This window comes from Nocardioides panacis (assembly GCF_019039255.1).
Classification (GTDB): Bacteria; Actinomycetota; Actinomycetes; order Propionibacteriales; family Nocardioidaceae; genus Nocardioides_B; species Nocardioides_B panacis.
Genome location: NZ_CP077062.1, coordinates 2,995,318 through 3,009,227, shown reverse-complemented (window position 1 = coordinate 3,009,227; position 13,910 = coordinate 2,995,318). Strand labels below are relative to the sequence as shown.

The following is a 13,910-nucleotide window of genomic DNA, read 5'->3' as shown; positions in this document are numbered from 1 at the left end:
TCTGGGAGACGACCGTGCTCACCGATGCGCCCCCGTGTCTGCCCATCAAGCCTGCCATCCCCGGCCGGCTACGGGGTGGTTATGCACAACGAGGTAGGCGGCCGCGGCCAGAGGGCACCGTTACAGCACCTTGCCGGGGTTGAGGATGCCGTGCGGGTCGAGCGCCGCCTTGACCGCCCGCTGCATCGCGACCACCTGCGGGGAGAGCTCCTGGGCGAGGCCGTCCCGCTTGAGCAGCCCGACGCCGTGCTCCCCGCTGACCGTGCCGCCGAGGGCCAGCGCGTCCGCGATGATGTCGCGGAAGGCGGCCTGCGCACGGGACTGCGCGGCCGCGTCGCCGGGCGGGGTGCTGATCAACGGGTGCAGGTTGCCGTCGCCCGCGTGCGCGATGTTGGCGATCAGCACGTCGTGCCGGACGGAGGCCGCCTCGACGCGGGCCAGCATCTCCGGCACCGCCGCCTTGGGGACGCAGACGTCCTCGGTCAGCAGCGGGCCGAGCCGCTCCAGGGCTGGGTAGGCGAGCCGGCGGGCGTCGAACAGCGCCTCGGCCTCGGCGGCGTCGGTCGACGCCGCAGCGAACGTGGCTCCGGACTCCTCGAAGCAGCGCAGCATGGTGGCCGCCTCCTCGTCGCCCGCGGCCCCGGCGGTGTCGCTGCGGCCGAGCAGCACGACGTTCGCGTCGACCGAGAGCCCCATGTTCTTCCAGTCGTCGACGGCCTTCAGGCAGTGCCGGTCGACGAGCTCCAGGGCCGAGGGCACCACGCCGCCGGCGCCGATCGCCTCGACGGCCCGGCCGGCGTCGACCACGCTGTCGAAGAACCCGACGACGGTCCGCTCCGGCGCTCGGGCGTTGCGCAGCCGGACGGTGACCTCGGTGACGACGCCCAGCGTCCCCTCGGAGCCGACCATCAGGCCGACCATGTCGTAGCCCACGACGCCCTTGGCCGTACGTCGACCGAGCCGGACCACCTCGCCGAGCCCGTTGACGACCTCGAGCTCGAGCACGTAGTCGCGCGTCACGCCGTACTTCACGCAGCAGAGGCCGCCGGCGTTGGTGGCGACGTTGCCGCCGATCGTGGACCACGGCGCGCTGGCCGGGTCGGGCGGGTACCACAGGCCGTGCTCGGCGCAAGCGGCCCGGAGGTGGTCGTTGACGACGCCCGGCTGCACGACCGCGAGCCGTTCGACGGAGTTGATCTCGGTGATCGCGGTCATCTTCTCGGTGGACAGCACCACGCACCCGTCCACCGCGTTGGCGCCGCCGGACAGCCCGGTGCCGGCCCCGCGGGTGACCAGGGGAGTGCCGGTCCGCACGCAGGCGAGCACCACGGCCTGCACCTCGGCGGTCGTGCGGGGACGCGCCAGCGCGACGGGGGCGCCGAAGGTCGCCCACTCGGCCTCGTCGTGGACGTAGGACGCGAGGACCGCCGCGTCGTCGGTGAGCCGGTCGGCGGGGAGCAGGTCCTGCAGCGAGGACAGCACGGAGGAGGCCACGAGGTCAGTCGACCGCGTGGACGGTGACGTCGGCCCAGGAGTTGTTGACGTAGCCCTTCGGGTTCCAGACGTGCGCCGGGCTGGACGGCTGCGTCGCGCCGGTGCTGTCCCAGGCGCGGGCGAGGATCCGGGTCCCGCCCACCGGGAGCTCGACCGTGAGCCGCCACAGCCGCCAGGCCCACGGGCCCTGGTCGTCGCCGAGGTCGGCCTGCGACCAGGTCTCGCCGCCGTCGGTCGACACGTCCACCCGCACGACGTCCCGGTCGTCGCCGGCGAACGAGTAGCCGCTCACCTCGACCGGGCCGGCGGCGACCTCCGCTCCCGGCTCCGGGTGCAGGATCTCGGTGTTGAGGGCGACCGGGCCGAGCGACGTACCCCGGCCGGGCGCGGCCCGGCCGTCGGCCGGGAGCAGCCGGTAGACCGTGGCCTGGAAGTAGTTCTCCGAGGGGTCGGCGCGGACGTGCACGCGCTCCACCCACTTCCACGCTGCGGGCGCCGATCCAGCCCGGGACGACCACCCGGACCGGGGCTCCGTGCAGCGGGGTGAGGGGCTCGCCGTTCATCTCCCAGGCCAGCAGCACCTCGGGCGCGACCGCCTTGGCGACCGGCAGGGATCCTCCGAACGGCTGCACGGGCCTGGCGTCGGCGGCCAGGTCGGGAGCCAGCAGCTCGACGTGCGCGGCGCCCTCGAGGACGCCCGCCTCGGCGAGCACGTCACCGAGCCGGACCCCGGCCCAGGACGCGGTGCCCGTCGCCCCGCCGTCCCAGGGTGCCTCGCCGGGGATGTCGCGCACGGCGAGCAGGCCGGTGCGTCGGTTGCCGGCGCACTGCAGCGTCGCCACCAGCTCGTGCCGCTCGAACCGGGTCCTGAGGTCGGCCAGCGACAGGGACAGCGCGGTCCCGACGAGCCCGTCGACGGTGAGCCGCCAGGTCTCCGGGTCGAGGTCCGGCACCGGCCCGTGGTTGCGGCTGTAGAACGTGTCGACCGGGGTGAGCGGCGCCCCTACGAGCGCGGCACGGCAGGGTTCCGCGTTGTACGGCTCCCGCTCGTGGACGAGCATGTCCTCGCGTTTGCCCTGCACCCGTGCCTCCGTCCGCGGCGGCCCTCGGCCGGGCGCCGTCCCGTCGGGCTCATCCTCACAGGCGGGGCATGGTCCCGGCGCTGTGGGGGACGGTGCCCCCCATGTCCCCCCCGCAAGATCGGCGTCGAGGAAGAGCTGATGCTCGTCGACCCGACCACCGGTCAGCTGACCGCCGTGTCCCAGTCCGCCGTGCTCGCCAACGAGGCACCCGAGGAGGTGGGGCACGAGCTGTTCCTCCAGCAGATCGAGACCTCGACCCCGCCCTGCGAGCGTGCCGAGGACCTGCTCGTCGGGTTGCGGGCCGGCCGGCGCGCGGTGGGCGAGGCGGCCGCCGCCGCGGGGGCACGGGCGGTGGCGATGGCGACCCCGGTGCTCGCCGAGCAGGACGAGCACTTCACCCCCAAGTCCCGCTACCGGCAGATCCAGGCGGAGTACGGCGAGATGGCCCGCCAGTCGCTGGTGTGCGCCATGCACATGCACGTCGACGTGGCGTCGGACGCGGAGGCGGTCCGGGTGGTCGACGGCATCCGGCCCTGGCTGCCGCTGCTGGTCGCGCTGGGCGCCAACTCGCCCTACTGGCAGGGCCGCGACACCGGCCACGCCAGCTGGCGCTCGCAGGTGTGGAGCCGCTGGCCCACCGCCGGACCGGCCCAGCCGTTCGGCGACGTCGCGACCTACCGCGCGGTCTCCGAGCAGATGCTCGGCTGGGGGGCGGGACTCGACGCCGGGATGCTGTACTTCGACGTCCGGCTCGCCGCGGACTACCCGACCGTCGAGATCCGGGTCGCCGACGTCTGCACCGACGTGGAGGACGCCTTGCTCGTCGCGCTGCTGGCCCGGGCCCTGGTCGCCACCGTGGCCGCCGACCCGACCCGGCCGACCTGGCGCGGCGACCTGCTCCAGGTGGCCGGCTGGCGGGCCGCCCGGCACGGCCTGGCCGGTGACCTGGTGCACCCCGTCGAGGCGCGGCTCGCCCCGGCCCGCGAGGTCTTCGAGGCGACCGTGGAGCACTGCCGCGAGGCCCTCCGGGAGAGCGGGGACCTGGACCGGGTCAGCGCGTCGTTCGAGCGGCTGGTGGCCACCGGGACCGGAGCGACGCGGCAGCGGCGGGTGCTCGAGTCGGCCGGCTCGTTGCGCGCCGTGGTCGAGGACCTGGCCCGTCGTACGGAGGAGTCCTGGGCGTAGGTCAGGCCGGGTACATCTGCCGGCGCCACGCCTCGGCGGCCCGGCGCTGGTCCGGCGTCGGGTGCGGCACGACCCGCAGGGTGGCCCGGAACCGGGTGCCGTCGAGCCGGACGGTGCCCTGCACCAGGCAGACCCGGGCGTCGAACCACACCACGTCCCCGGCGACGTAGTAGGCACCCTTCGCCGTCGGCGACAGGTCGAAGACGACCGTGTAGTCCGCGCTCATGTCACTCCTGCCAGGGGTAGAACGGCGGCATGTCCGTCGTCCGTCCGGTGAACTCGGGGTCGCGCTTCTCGCGGAACGCCCGCACGCCCTCGGCGCCGTCGCCGCGGCTCGTGAAGAACATCGCCAGCGAGTCGACCCGGTGCGCCTCGATCGGGTGCGGCTGGGCGCTGTTGCGCCACATCATCTGGCGGGCCAGCGCGGTGGCGACGGGGGAGCGGTTCGCGGTGAACTTCCGGGCCAGGGCGTACGCCGCGTCGAGCAGCTCCCCGTCCGGGTGGACCGAGCGCACGAGTCCGCCGGCGAGCGCCTCCTCGGCGCTCAGGACGTCGGCGGAGTACACCCACTCCAGGGCCCGGCTGATCCCGACGATCCGGGGCAGGAACCAGGAGGACGCCGCCTCGGGGACGATCCCGAGCCGGCCGAACACGAAGCCGATCCGGGCCCGGTCTGAGGCGAGCCGCACGTCCATCGGCAGGGTCATGGTGGCGCCGATGCCGACCGCGGCGCCGTTGACCGCGCCGATCACGGGCTTGGTGCAGCGGTAGATCGCCAGCGTCACCCGGCCGCCGGTGTCCCGGACCCCGGCGACGATCTCCGGGTCCTCCAGGCGCAGGTGCAGGTCCTCGAGCGTGGGCTCCAGGGACTCCACGAGCCCGAAGACGTTGCCGTCCGAGGACAGGTCCATGCCGGCGCAGAAGGCCCGGCCGCGTCCGGTGACCACGACCGCAGCCACGGCGTCGTCGGCGCTCGCCCGGTCGAAGGCGTCCACGAGCTCGTCGGCCATCGTGACGGTGAAGGCGTTGAGCTGGTCGGGACGGTCCAGGGTGATCGTCGCGATGCGGTCCTCGACGGTCCAGTCGAGGGTCTCGTAGTCGCTCACTGGTTGCGCAGCCCGCTCTGCCGGCACAGGCTCCTGGAGATGTCGGCGGTCCGGTCCTCCTGGATCAGCTTGAACATCCGCCGGGAGCGCTCGGGGTCCCAGTGCACCGCGAGGTCCGAGATCGGCACGCCGCAGGTCAGCCCGTTCTTGCCGTCGACCCGGGTCATCGCCCAGGCGAACCGCATCGTCGCGATCATCCCGGTGTCCTTGCCCACCCGCAGCGACTGGGCACCGGCCATCGCGAGCCGGTAGTAGCGCACCGGGTTAAGGACGGTCCACGGGGAGGCGGCCTTGGCGCCGACCGCGCTGACCACCTCGCGCTGGTGCTGGGCGCGGGCGATGTCGCCGAGCCCGGAGGTGTGCCGGGAGCGCGCGTAGCCGAGCGCCTCGGTGCCCTGCACCTCCTGGCAGCCCTTCTTGATGTCGAGGCTGGCGAGCTTGTCCTTCATCGCCTGCTTGGGGCAGATCCGCACGCCGCCGACGGCGTCCACGACGCCGATGAAGCCGGCGAACCCGATCTCGACGTAGTCGTCCACCCGGATCCCGGTGTTCTGCTCGACGGTCTCGACCAGGAGCTTCGGGCCGCCGTACGCGAAGGCGGCGTTGATCTTGGTCGTGCCGTGGCCCGGGACCGGCACGATCGAGTCGCGCGGGATCGACATCAGCATGTTCGGGCCCGACCCGGTGTGCAGCAGCATGATCGTGTCGGTCCGGCGGCCCTCGGCCCGGCCGACGCCGTACGCGAGCTGCTGCTTGCGGGTGAGCCCCTCGCGGCTGTCGCTGCCGACCAGGAGGTACGTCGTCCCCGGCTGCGACGACGGGCGCTCACCGCTGGGCGTCGCGTCCACCTTGTCGATCTTCGACCAGGCCAGCAGCGGGACGGCGACCAGGAACGCCAGCCACAGCACCAGGACGTACTTCAGCCAGCCGACCCGGAAGCGGGGCCGGCTCCGGGACGGGCCCGAGGGCGGCGGCGGGGCCACGGGTCGCCGGCCGCCCGAGCCGCCGGAGCTGCCGGTGCTGCGGGACCGGGCGGGCGGTGGGGTCTCGTAGGGGCCGCCGGAGCGGCCCGCGGACCGGCTGGAGGACGCGGCGTCCGGGCGTGGCACGGTCGGCAGCATCTGGGTGGGCTCGGGGTCGCGGGGGCCGGGACGCTGCTGCCCGGCCCGTGCCGGGCGCGGCTGGACGGGCTGGACCTGCGTCGGGTCGTCGGCGCCCGCGGGGCCCCGGGCGGCCTCCGGGGATCCGCCCACGCCACGGCGCCGGGTGCCGTAGAGCCAGTCGTAGCCCGGCTCCTCGGCGCTGTCGCTGTTGCCCCCGGGACGATCTGCCATGCGCAGACGGTACCGGGTGGACCTGTCCGACCCGGGCACCGGCGCGGGCGGGGGATCGGGACCGGTCGCCCGGCGCGCCGTCACGGATGTGGCGGATGTGACTGGTGATACTTGACCGTCGCAGCCACCCGCTCGAAAGGCCCAGACAACATGCCACCCGTCTCTTCCCCCGGGTCAGGCGCTCCCGCACCGCGTGGGTCGCGGTTCGGCGGTTCCTCGCAGGACGCCGCGCTGTCGCGCGTGCGCTTCCGTCGCGCCGTCACGCTGCTGCTGATGACCTTGTTCCTGCCCGGCTCCGCGCAGCTGGTCGCCGGTCGCCGCGACGTCGGCCGCATCGCGCTGCGCGTGTGGCTGTCGGTCGTCGGCACGGCCGTCGCGGTCGTGCTGCTCGGCCTGGTCTGGCACGGGTTCATCTTCTGGTTCGCGAGCAACACCGTCGTCCTGGGCTTCATCCGGCTGCTGCTGTGCGCCCTCGCGATCGGCTGGGCGGTGCTCTTCGTGGACGCCTGGCGGCTCGGCCAGCCCCTGGAGCTGAGGCAGAAGCAGCGGCTCGCGATGGTCGGGCTGAACGGCGCGCTGTGCTTCTCGGTCGCCGGCTCGCTGCTGTTCGCCTCGCACATGGTGGCCGTGCAGCGCGGCTTCATCAGCGCGATGTTCGGGGACGGCACCGCCTCCTCGGCCACCCACGGCCGCTACAACGTGCTGCTGCTCGGCGGCGACTCGGGCGCGGACCGCTGGGGCCTGCGCCCCGACAGCCTGACCGTGGCCAGCATCGACGCCGACACCGGCAAGACGATCCTGTTCGGCCTGCCGCGCAACATGATGAACTTCCCGTTCGCCAAGGACTCGGTGATGGCCGAGCAGTTCCCCGACGGCTACGACTGCGACGGCTGCGAGCTGAACAGCCTGTCGACCTGGGCCCAGGACAACAAGGAGCTCTTCAAGGGCTACGCCAACCCCGGCGTCGAGGCCACCGTCGAGGGCGTCGAGGGCATCACCGGGCTGAGCATCAACTACTACGCGATGGTCAACCTCCAGGGGTTCCGCAACATGGTCCAGGCGGTCGGCGGGCTCACGCTGAACGTCCGCGACCGGATCCCGATCGGCGGCGTCGGCGGCCCGGTCACCGGCTACATCGAGCCCGGCGTGCAGCGGCTGAACGGCTTCGAGACCCTGTGGTTCGCGCGCTCCCGGGAGAGCGCGGACGACTACTCGCGGATGGCCCGGCAGAAGTGCGTGATGAACGCGATGCTGCAGCAGCTCTCCCCGCAGGTCGTGGTCGCGAACTTCGAGAAGATCGCCAAGGCCAGCGAGCAGCTCCTCACCACCGACCTGCCCGCCTCCCAGCTCGGGACGTTCGCCGAGCTGGCGATGAAGGCCCGCTCGCAGCCGGTCGGCACGGTGTCCTTCGTGCCGCCGACGATCAACACCGGTCACCCCGACATCGCGAAGGTGCAGTCGATGGTGGGCGCCGCGATCGACCGCTCCGAGGGGGTCCAAGCCGGCCGCCGACACGAACAGCGACCGGGCCGCCGGGGCCGCGGCGGGCGCGAAGTCGAGCACCGCCAAGAAGGGGTACTCCCACGGCCGGAAGACGACCGTGGGCGGCTCGATCGGCAACCTGCACGACGGCTACGCGGCCAACGAGTCCACCGACCTGTCGAGCGCCTGCTGACCGGTCGGTAGGGTGCCGCCTGTGAGTGCCCGGGTCGTCGCCGTCGTCGTCACGTGGAACCGGCGGGACCTCCTCGTGGAGTCGCTGGCCGCGCTGGCCGCCCAGACCCACGCACCCCTCGAGGTGGTGGTCGTGGACAACGCCAGCACCGACGGGACGGCCGAGCTCCTGGCCCGCGACCACACCGGTCTGCACGTCGTCCACCTGACCGCGAACACCGGTGGCGCCGGTGGCTTCGCCGCCGGCATCGAGCGCGCGCTGACCCTGGCCCCGGACCTGGTGTGGCTCCTCGACGACGACACCGTGCCGACGCCGACCGCCGCCGAGCGGCTGGTCGCCGCCTGGTCGACGTACCCCGCGACCGGCTCGGGGCGGCGCCCGGCACGGCGGCCCGCGGTGCTCGCGAGCCGCGTGGTGTGGACCGACGGCCGCGACCACCCGATGAACACCCCGCGCCCGAAGCCCTTCGCCTCGTCGCGGGAGCGCGCGGCCGCCGCACAGGTGGGCTGCGTCCCGGTCCGCTCGGCGTCCTTCGTCTCGATCATGTGCGACGCCGCGGTGGTCCGCGAACGTGGGCTGCCGGTCGCCGACTACTTCTTGTGGAACGACGACTTCGAGTACTCCACCCGGCTGATCCGGGGCCGCGCCGGGCTGTCGGTGCCGGACAGCGTGGTCGTGCACAAGACCAAGGTGTTCGGGTCCACCGACGCCGACCCGGGGGAGCGGTTCTTCTACGAGGTCCGCAACAAGGTCTGGCTGTTCACCCGGGGCACCGGGCTGAGCCCCGCCGAGAAGCTCCTGTACGGCGGCTCGACGGTCCGCCGCTGGGGACGCACCTTCGCGCGCTCGGGCGACCGTCGCACCCTGGCCCGCGGCCTCGGCACGGGGCTGCGCACCGGCCTGACCACGCGCCCCCGGTCCAACGGCGTGGTGCTCGGCGAGGCCGGCTGGTCGCCGCACGAGGAGGAGCGGGTCGTCGGCCCGGGCCAGCCGTTCTCCCTGCTGCTCGCGGTGTACGGCGGCGACGACGCCGGCTTCCTCGCGCACGCGTTCACCTCCAGCGTCCAGGAGCAGACCCGGCGCCCGGACCAGGTGGTGCTCGTCCAGGACGGCCCGGTGCCGGACCTGCTCGCCGGGACGATCGCGGACCTGGTCGCGGGCAGCCCGGTGCCGGTCCACCACCTCGTCATCGAGGAGAACCTCGGGCTCGGCCCGGCCCTGGACCGCGGGCTGTCCGCCTGCGACCACGAGATCGTGGCCCGGATGGACGCCGACGACGTCAGCGTGCCGACCCGCTTCGAGAAGCAGCTGCCGGTGGTCGAGGCGGGCGCGGACATCGTGGGCAGCGGGCTGCTGGAGTTCGGCACCGGCATCGACGACGTGGTCGGCCGCCGTACGCCGCCCACCGACCCCGACGAGATCCGCCGCGCGATCCGCTTCCGCGACCCGTTCAACCACCCGACCGTGGTCTACCGGCGCAGCGCGGTCCAGGCGGCCGGCGGTTACACCGACATGGCGCTGATGGAGGACTACCTCCTGTTCGCCCGGATGGTCGACGCCGGCGCCCGGCCGGCGAACCTCGCCGAGCCGCTGGTCTGCTACCGGGTCGGCGCCGGCGCCTACGCCCGCCGCGGGGGCCGCGAGCTGCTGCGCTCCGAGCTGGCCGTGCAGCGGCGGTTCCGGCAGCTCGGCATCACCACGCGCGGGCAGTACCTCCGCAACGTCGTGGTCCGCGGGGGGTACCGTCTCGTGCCGGAGGTCCTGCGCAAGCTCGCCTACCGCGCCCTGATCGCCAACCGGGGCGCCGCGGGAGCGTGACCGGGTCGACGCCGCGCGGATGCGGGGCCCCGGGCCGACGGCCGATAGACTGACCGCTGCTTCCCCAACCAGGAGTGTGTGTTGAACGCTGACCTCGTCATCGTCGGATCCGGGTTCTTCGGACTGACGATCGCCGAACGCTGTGCGAACGAGCTGGGACTGAAGGTCCTCGTGCTCGAGCGCCGCCACCACCTCGGCGGGAACGCGTACAGCGAGGCCGACCCGGAGACCGGGATCGAGATGCACGTCTACGGCGCGCACCTCTTCCACACCTCGAACGAGCGCGTCTGGGAGTACGTCAACCGGTTCACGACGTTCACGAACTACCAGCACCGGGTCTTCGGCCAGTACGACGGCCAGGTCTACTCGCTCCCGATGAACCTGGGGCTGATCAACCAGTTCTTCGGCAGGAGCCACACCCCGGACGAGGCCCGCGAGCTGATCGCCGGGCAGGCCAGCGAGATCGAGACGTCGGAGGCGACGAACCTCGAGGAGAAGGCGATCAGCCTGATCGGCCGGCCGCTCTACGAGGCCTTCATCAAGGGCTACACCGCCAAGCAGTGGCAGACCGACCCCACCAAGCTGAGCGCGGACATCATCACCCGCCTCCCGGTCCGCTACAACTTCGACAACCGGTGGTTCAACGACACCTACGAGGGCCTCCCCACCGACGGGTACACCGCGTGGCTGACCCGGATGGCCGACCACCCGAACATCGAGGTCCGCCTCGAGACCGACTTCTTCGACGTGGCCGACGAGTTCAAGGGCAAGGTCCCGATCGTCTACACCGGCCCGGTCGACGAGTACTTCGGCAACTCCGAGGGGCGCCTGTCGTGGCGCACCGTCGACCTCGAGGCCGAGGTCAAGGAGGTCGACGACTTCCAGGGCTGCGCGGTGATGAACTACAACGACCAGGACGTGCCCTGGACCCGGATCCACGAGTTCAAGCACTTCCACCCGGAGCGGACCTACATCTCCGGCAAGACGGTCATCGTCCACGAGTACTCCCGCTTCGCGGAGGAGGACGACGAGCCGTACTACCCGGTGAACACCGCCGAGGACCGCGAGAAGCTGCTGAAGTACCGCGAGCTCGCCCAGCAGGAGCCCATGGTGCTGTTCGGAGGCAGGCTCGGCACCTACAAGTACCTCGACATGCACATGGCCATCGGGTCCGCGCTGTCGATGTACGACAACAAGCTCAAGCCCCACTTCGAGTCCGGAGCGGCGCTGCAGAGCGGAGGAGTCGACGCATGACCGTGACCACAGGAACGACCCCCGGCACCGTGCGCCGCGTCCTGCAGCGGGTGGTGCTCCCGGTCGACCGGGACATGGACGTGCTCCCGCTGTACGTCGACCCCGACCGGCCCGAGCTCGACGTGGACAAGTCCGGCCTCACCCAGACCCAGCGCGGCAAGCTCCCGCCGACCGAGCCCAACGCCCAGCAGGAGCCCGACCCGCACGCGGTGCTCGGCCGGCACAGCTACCGCGTCCCGGAGAGCCAGCGGATCTCGTTCGGCACCTACTTCAACGGGTTCGCGGCGAGCTACTGGCGCCGCTGGACGGTCGTCTCCGAGGTCGCGCTGCACGTCGCGCTGACCGGGGAGACCTCCTCGGTGGTGGTCTACCGCTCGATGCCCAACGGCCGCTCGCAGCGCGTCGACTCGGCCTCCACGTCCGGCACGGACCGCGAGGAGTTCCGCTTCGACCTGCCGCTGACCCCGTTCGGCGACGGCGGCTGGTACTGGTTCGACATCGTCGCCGGGCCGTCGGGCGCCACCCTCCACGAGGCGACCTGGGTGGCGGACGTGCCCGCGGACCGGGCCGCCTCCGGCTCCGTGACCATCGGCATCACCACGATGAACCGGCCGGACTTCTGCGCCAAGCTGCTCGCCCAGATCGGTGGCGACGAGGACGTGCACGCGGTCCTCGACGAGGTCATCGTCGTCGAGCAGGGCACCAAGAAGGTCGCCGACGACGCGCTCTACCCGGCCGCCGAGGAGTCCCTGCGCGGCAAGCTGCGGCTCATCGAGCAGGGCAACATGGGCGGCTCCGGCGGCTACGCCCGCTCGCAGTTCGAGACCCTCGAGGCCGGCCGGTCGACGTACATGATGTGCATGGACGACGACGTGGTCTGCGAGCCGGAGAGCATCGTGCGCGCGGTCACGTTCGGCGACCTGTGCCGCACCCCGACGATCGTCGGCGGGCACATGTTCAGCCTCTACTCCAAGGCCCGGCTGCACAGCTTCGGCGAGATCATCAACCCCTACCGGTTCTGGTGGCAGTCCCCGCCCACGGTGGAGACCGACTGGGACTTCGCCGGCCGCAACCTGCGCAGCTCGCGGTGGCTGCACCGCCGCATCGACGTGGACTTCAACGGCTGGTTCATGTGCCTGATCCCCACCGAGGTGCTGCGCACGGTCGGGCTCAGCCTGCCGCTGTTCATCAAGTGGGACGACTCGGAGTTCGGCGTCCGCGCGAGCGAGGCCGGCTTCCCGACGGTGACCCTGCCCGGCGCCGCCGTCTGGCACGTCCCGTGGACCGACAAGAACGACGCCCTGGACTGGCAGTCCTACTTCCACCAGCGCAACCGGACGATCGCGGCGCTGCTGCACTCGCCCTACGAGCGGGGTGGCCGGATCGTCCGGGAGAGCTTCAACCACCAGGTCAAGCACCTGTTCTCGATGCAGTACTCCACCGCAGAGCTGCGGCACCTCGCCCTCGAGGACGTGCTCGCCGGGCCGGAGAAGCTGCACGGCGACCTGCTCACGAAGCTGCCCGAGCTCCAGGCCAAGCGCAAGCAGTACGCCGACGCGCAGACCACGCCCGACCCCGAGGCGTTCCCCGCCGTACGTCGCGCGAAGCCGCCGAAGAAGGGCCAGGACCCGACCCAGCCCAAGGGGCGGGCAGCGCAGCTCGTCGCCGCGGCCACCAGCGCGGTCCGGCAGGCCCGGCCGGTGCGCGCGCTCGCCGAGCGGCACCCGGAGGCCCGGCTGGCCGCGATGGACGCCAAGTGGTGGATGATCGCGCAGTTCGACTCCGTCGTCGTCTCGATGCCCGACGGCACCAGCGCGTCGTGGTACCAGCGCGACACCGAGGAGTTCCGCGACCTGCTCAAGCGGACCGTGGACATCCACCAGCGGCTCTACCGCGAGTGGCCCGAGCTGGCCCGGCGCTACCGCGGCGCGCTCCCGGACATCGTCTCGCCCGACCAGTGGGCCAAGACCTTCGACATCTCGTCAGCCAAGGAGGAGTCGTGACGACCCGGTCCGAGTCGCCGCCGCCGACGGTGGACAAGCGTCCGCCGCCGGACGCGCCGCTGGCCTCCCCCTTCTCCGGCGGCGGCCTCGTCGACGTGTTCCAGCGTCGCTACCTGCTCAAGCTGCTCGTCCAGAAGGAGCTGACCTCCCGCTACCAGGGGTCGATCCTCGGCCTGCTGTGGTCCTACGTGCTGCCGCTGGTCCGGTTCGCCATGTACTTCTTCGTGATCGGCCTGGTCCTCGGCCTGCACAAGGACCTGCCGAACTTCGCGATCCACCTGTTCTGCGCGCTGGTCGGGGTGCACTTCTTCACCGAGACGTTCTCCGCCGGCACCCGCGCGATCGTGAAGAACAAGGCGCTGGTCCGCAAGATGGCGATGCCGCGGGAGATGTTCCCGGTCGCCACGGTGATCGTCTCCGCGGTCAACACCTTCCCGCAGATCCTGATCCTGTTCATCGCCTCGATCGCGGTGGGCTGGCGTCCCGACACCCAGGGCGTCTTCGCCCTGTTCCTCGGGTTCGCGATCATCACGGTGCTCGGCACCGCCCTGGCGCTGCTGTTCTCGGCGATGAACGTGTTCTTCAAGGACTTCCAGAACATCGTCGCGACCTTCATGCTCTTCACGCACTGGATCGTGCCGATGATGTACCCCTTCTCGCGGCTGGCGACCAGCAGCATGGGGGACAGCTGGTTCTACTACCTCTACCTCTCCAACCCGCTGACGATCGCGGTGATCCTGATCCAGCGCGGCATCTGGATCCCGACGTTCCCGGACTGCTCGGCGACGGTGACGACCTACTGCCTGCCCGGCGGCAACCCGTCGGCGATCGGCTACCCCGACCTGCCGCACCACCTCTACCTGCTGGGATGGATCATGCTCGCCGCCTCCTTCGTCATCCTGGTGCTCTGCCAGCGGGCGTTCTCGCGCCTCGAGGGCAAGTTCGCCGAGCGGCTCTGA

General features: G+C 72.1%; 11 protein-coding genes and 1 pseudogene. 6 read left to right on the top strand and 6 right to left on the bottom strand.

Annotated elements, in window-relative coordinates; translation table 11 throughout:
* Positions 1-120: 120 nt before the first annotated feature.
* The 3 genes and pseudogenes from KRR39_RS14690 to KRR39_RS26180 all read right to left on the bottom strand — a co-directional run.
* Complete coding sequence (locus tag KRR39_RS14690; protein ID WP_216937974.1) at positions 121-1,494, bottom strand: FAD-binding oxidoreductase; 1,374 nt, start codon at positions 1,492-1,494, stop codon at positions 121-123.
* A gap of 4 nt (positions 1,495-1,498) precedes the next feature.
* On the bottom strand, positions 1,499-1,969 hold the full coding sequence (locus KRR39_RS14685; protein ID WP_216937972.1) for a molybdopterin-binding protein: 471 nt from the start codon (positions 1,967-1,969) through the stop codon (positions 1,499-1,501).
* 19 nt (positions 1,970-1,988) lie between these two features.
* A pseudogene (locus tag KRR39_RS26180) lies at positions 1,989-2,555 on the bottom strand (molybdopterin-dependent oxidoreductase); the annotation flags it as partial.
* Positions 2,556-2,627: 72 nt separating this feature from the next.
* Between KRR39_RS26180 and KRR39_RS14675 the strand changes: the two are divergent.
* Entirely contained in the window at positions 2,628-3,761 is a 1,134-nt protein-coding gene (locus tag KRR39_RS14675; RefSeq protein WP_302053593.1) for a carboxylate-amine ligase, read from the top strand.
* A gap of 1 nt (position 3,762) precedes the next feature.
* On the opposite strand, the gene KRR39_RS14670 is transcribed toward KRR39_RS14675, so the two are convergent.
* Genes KRR39_RS14670 through KRR39_RS14660 form a run of 3 tightly spaced genes read right to left on the bottom strand, consistent with a single transcriptional unit; the run spans position 3,763 to position 6,201 of the window.
* Complete coding sequence (locus KRR39_RS14670; protein WP_216937968.1) at positions 3,763-3,987, bottom strand: hypothetical protein; 225 nt, start codon at positions 3,985-3,987, stop codon at positions 3,763-3,765.
* A gap of 1 nt (position 3,988) precedes the next feature.
* Positions 3,989-4,867 carry a crotonase/enoyl-CoA hydratase family protein gene (locus tag KRR39_RS14665; protein ID WP_216937967.1) on the bottom strand — a complete coding sequence of 293 codons (879 nt, stop codon included), beginning with the start codon at positions 4,865-4,867 and terminating at the stop codon, positions 3,989-3,991.
* Positions 4,864-6,201: an LCP family protein gene (locus KRR39_RS14660; RefSeq protein WP_216937965.1), complete on the bottom strand. Its 1,338-nt coding sequence runs from the start codon at positions 6,199-6,201 to the stop codon at positions 4,864-4,866. The genes KRR39_RS14665 and KRR39_RS14660 overlap by 4 nt, the downstream gene beginning before the upstream one ends.
* A gap of 240 nt (positions 6,202-6,441) precedes the next feature.
* Between KRR39_RS14660 and KRR39_RS14655 the strand changes: the two genes are divergently transcribed.
* The 5 genes from KRR39_RS14655 to KRR39_RS14635 all read left to right on the top strand — a co-directional run bounded on the left by KRR39_RS14655 (position 6,442) and on the right by KRR39_RS14635 (position 13,910).
* Entirely contained in the window at positions 6,442-7,887 is a 1,446-nt protein-coding gene (locus tag KRR39_RS14655; protein WP_216937963.1) for an LCP family protein, read from the top strand.
* Positions 7,888-7,897: 10 nt separating this feature from the next.
* Positions 7,898-9,694: a glycosyltransferase gene (locus KRR39_RS24940; protein ID WP_254185157.1), complete on the top strand. Its 1,797-nt coding sequence runs from the start codon at positions 7,898-7,900 to the stop codon at positions 9,692-9,694.
* Between the two features lie 81 nt (positions 9,695-9,775).
* The gene (glf, locus tag KRR39_RS14645; protein WP_216937962.1) at positions 9,776-10,948 is read left to right on the top strand and encodes a UDP-galactopyranose mutase; all 1,173 of its coding nucleotides are present in this window, start codon (positions 9,776-9,778) and stop codon (positions 10,946-10,948) included.
* Complete coding sequence (locus tag KRR39_RS14640; protein WP_216937960.1) at positions 10,945-12,951, top strand: glycosyltransferase; 2,007 nt, start codon at positions 10,945-10,947, stop codon at positions 12,949-12,951. Before glf ends, KRR39_RS14640 begins: the two co-directional genes overlap by 4 nt.
* Positions 12,948-13,910, top strand: a complete 963-nt coding sequence (locus tag KRR39_RS14635) for an ABC transporter permease (protein WP_254185156.1) — start codon at positions 12,948-12,950, stop codon at positions 13,908-13,910. Before KRR39_RS14640 ends, KRR39_RS14635 begins: the two co-directional genes overlap by 4 nt.

Bases quoted from the DNA above. Each gene is read 5' to 3' on its own strand.
- KRR39_RS14640 (WP_216937960.1), top strand. From the start codon at position 10,945: ATGACCGTGACCACAGGAACGACCCCCGGCACCGTGCGCCGCGTCCTG.
- KRR39_RS14670 (WP_216937968.1), bottom strand. From the start codon at position 3,987: ATGAGCGCGGACTACACGGTCGTCTTCGACCTGTCGCCGACGGCGAAG.
- KRR39_RS14660 (WP_216937965.1), bottom strand. From the start codon at position 6,201: ATGGCAGATCGTCCCGGGGGCAACAGCGACAGCGCCGAGGAGCCGGGC.